The 2,266-nt window shown below is 52.7% G+C and carries 2 protein-coding genes; one reads left to right on the top strand and one right to left on the bottom strand.

Annotation, left to right across the window (positions count from 1 at the left end; genetic code table 11):
• The coding region (locus IJN28_03480; protein MBQ6712836.1) for a hypothetical protein at positions 1-608 on the bottom strand (608 nt) is incomplete at its 3' end.
• 148 nt (positions 609-756) lie between these two features.
• Here IJN28_03480 and serS point away from each other — a divergent pair.
• A complete protein-coding gene (serS, locus tag IJN28_03475; protein ID MBQ6712835.1) occupies positions 757-2,028 on the top strand; it encodes a serine--tRNA ligase in 1,272 nt (423 codons plus the stop codon).
• Positions 2,029-2,266 lie beyond the last annotated feature (238 nt).

Here is a 2,266-nt window from a genome sequence, read left to right as displayed (position 1 = left end):
GGTCGCATCGGAGGCAGAGAGATGAGCGCAGGCAGACACATCGCCAGATTGTACGAAGCATAGTAGAGGCAGTCCGTCAGCAAGGGCATCGGTACAGGCGAAATGACCATCATCGGCAAGAGATGATCGCGGTGATAAAAGAGCGAACAGACTGCCATCACAGCTACGACGACGATCACGAGCGGCGTTACTGCCATATTCGCAAGCGGCAGCATACGCGCACCGCCGAGCGACAGCGCGCAGAGAAGCACGGCAAGTGCACCGGTGCCGACGACGGAAGGAACGCCCAGCGACGCACCGAGCGCACCTGCGCCCGAGAGCATCACAGACAGCATCGTCAGCCAAAAGATGCCCAGCATCATATGCATAACGGAAGAAGCCCTGCCGAACAAAAGGTGAAGCACATCATCACGGCTCTCTGCCTTGCGGGCGATGAGCATCAGACGCGCACCCAGCAGTGCAAGCACCGCGCCTGCGATCAGCGCACCGACAAGCCCCGACGTACCGTACACGGCAAAAAACGTCACCGTTTCTGCCCCCGATGCGAACCCTGCGCCGATGACCGACCCGACGAACACCGCCCACACAGACAGAACGCCCTTTATCACAAGCGGCACTCCCTTCGGGCAGAATTACAAATATATATGAAGAAAAACACGAAAACAGACCGAATCGTTTGACACACTCGGACGAACTATATATAATGAAATGATAAAGAGTGCGCCCAAGAAGGCGCAAGATGGGGGAAAAACAACAATGTTAGATATTAAATTTGTACGTGAAAATCCTGCACTCGTAGAAGAAGCAGTCAAAAACCGTGGCGGCGAACTCTCGCTCGACGGATTCCTTGCCATTGAAAAGAAACGCCGCGAACTCTTAACAGAGGTAGAATCGCTCAAAAATAAACGTAACCTCGCGTCCAAAGAGATCAGCGTCCTCAAGAAAAACAAACAGAATGCAGACGACCTCGTTGCAGAAATGCGCGCCATCGGTGACAAAATTGCCGAACTCGATGCACAGGTAAAAGAAGCCGACGAAGAAATGAAAAACATCATCCTCGGCATCCCGAACATTCCGCACGAATCGACGCCGATCGGTGCAAGCGAAGACGACAACCCGGAAGTACGCCGTTGGGGCACTCCGCGCGAATTTACCTTCCAACCGAAAGCACACTGGGAGATCGGTGAAAACCTCAATATCCTCGACTTCGAACGCGGCGCAAAAGTAACAGGCGCACGCTTCACCTTCTATCGCGGTCTTGGCGCACGCTTAGAGCGCGCACTCATCAACTTCATGCTCGACCTCCATATCGACAAACAAGGCTATACTGAATTCTTCCCGCCGTTTATCGTCAACAGCGCAAGCGCAACAGGTACAGGCCAGCTTCCGAAATTCGCTGAAGATATGTTCAAACTCGAAGGCCTCGACTACTACCTCATCCCGACGGCAGAAGTCCCTGTCACCAACTACCATCGCGGCGAAATTCTCGCAGGCGATCAACTTCCGCTCTACTACACGGCATACAGCGGATGCTTCCGCTCCGAAGCAGGCAGCGCAGGTCGCGACACGCGCGGTCTTATTCGTCAGCACCAGTTCAACAAAGTCGAAATGGTCAAATTCGTAAACCCTGATAACAGCTACGACGAACTTGAAAAACTCACGAACGATGCAGAAGAGATCCTTCAGCTCCTCGGCCTCCCGTACCGCGTCATCACGCTCTGCACGGGCGACATCGGCTTCTCCGCGGCAAAAACATACGACATCGAAGTATGGCTCCCTGCGGCAGACCGTTACCGCGAGATCTCGTCCTGCTCCAACTTCGAAGACTATCAGGCACGCCGCGCAGATATCAAATTCAAACGCGATGCCAAATCGAAACCGGAATTCGTACACACGCTTAACGGCTCGGGTCTTGCTATCGGCAGAACCGTATCCGCGATCCTCGAAAACTTCCAGCAGGAAGACGGCTCCGTCATCGTTCCGGAAGTCCTCCGTCCGTACATGGGCGGTATCGAAGTCATCAAATAATGACCGCTTTACAGTAAGCTGTAAGCCTCGTTTCGTCCTCTTTGGCGAAACGAGGCTTTTTTCGTGCGGGAGGTGTAACATTTCCTGTATACAACAGCGTTACACAAAAACACCTTGTATTGCGGTATGATATTGTGTCTGTGTGAGCAACAAATGCCAGTCGTGTCCTTGTGGGATGGATAAATTCAGAAAATAAGAATAACCACAATGAAATAATGGATATATGTCCGTGTGCAGG

This window comes from Selenomonadales bacterium (assembly GCA_017442105.1).
Taxonomy (GTDB): Bacteria; Bacillota; Negativicutes; order RGIG982; family RGIG982; genus RGIG982.
Note: the sequence above shows the minus strand (reverse complement) of the source record. Positions and strands in the feature narration are given on the sequence as shown.

What these genes read in the sequence shown, in the direction of transcription:
- serS (MBQ6712835.1), top strand. Translation starts at nt 757, where the DNA reads ATGTTAGATATTAAATTTGTACGTGAAAATCCTGCACTCGTAGAAGAA.